Source organism: Bacillus sp. JJ1532 (assembly GCF_036965085.1).
GTDB lineage: Bacteria > Bacillota > Bacilli > Bacillales > Cytobacillaceae > Cytobacillus.
On record NZ_JBALOW010000047.1, the window covers coordinates 255 to 907 of the forward strand.

General features: G+C 36.3%; 1 protein-coding gene. It reads left to right on the forward strand.

The window, feature by feature from the left end:
- The first annotated feature begins 54 nt into the window (after nucleotides 1-54).
- On the forward strand, nucleotides 55-555 hold the full coding sequence (gene tpx / locus V7122_RS17005) for a thiol peroxidase (RefSeq protein ID WP_335527759.1): 501 nt from the start codon (nucleotides 55-57) through the stop codon (nucleotides 553-555).
- Nucleotides 556-653: the final 98 nt, after the last annotated feature.

Consider the following 653-nt stretch of genomic DNA (forward strand, 5'->3'; position numbering starts at 1 on the left):
CTAAATAGTTGAGCTATATTTGCACTGTACATATTTTTAAGGGAGGAATTAAAAATGGTTAATTTTACGTGGAAAGGAAGTCCAGTAACACAATTAGGAAACGACGTAAAGGTTGGAGATAGAGCTCCTGAGTTTACAGTACTAGCGAATGACTTATCACCTGTTACACTCGCTGAGTCAAAAGGGAAAGTTCGTTTAATTTCTGTTATACCATCTATTGATACTCCTGTTTGTGATGCACAAACACGTCGTTTTAACGAAGAGGCTTCTAAATTAGGTAATGTACAGGTTCTTACTATTAGCGCTGATTTACCGTTTGCACAGAAAAGTTGGTGTGCAGCAAATGGTATTGAGAATGTACAAACATTATCAGATCATCGTTATCTTTCATTCGGTAAAGCATATGGTGTTGCTATCCAAGAACTTCGCTTATTAGCACGTGCTATTTTTGTTGTTGATACAAACGACAAAGTAACATATGTTGAGTATATAAATGAATCAACAGACCACCCAAATTATGAAGCAGCATTAGAAGCAGCTAGAGCAGTATTATAAACAAGTAGAGTTATTTTTGCAGCTCATAAGCATTTTTCAATATATCGCAATCCGGCGCTTTCCTGAAACAAGGTTAGCGCTTATTTTCATTTTAGGGC

What these genes read in the sequence shown, in the direction of transcription:
- tpx (WP_335527759.1), top strand. Translation starts at nt 55, where the DNA reads ATGGTTAATTTTACGTGGAAAGGAAGTCCAGTAACACAATTAGGAAAC.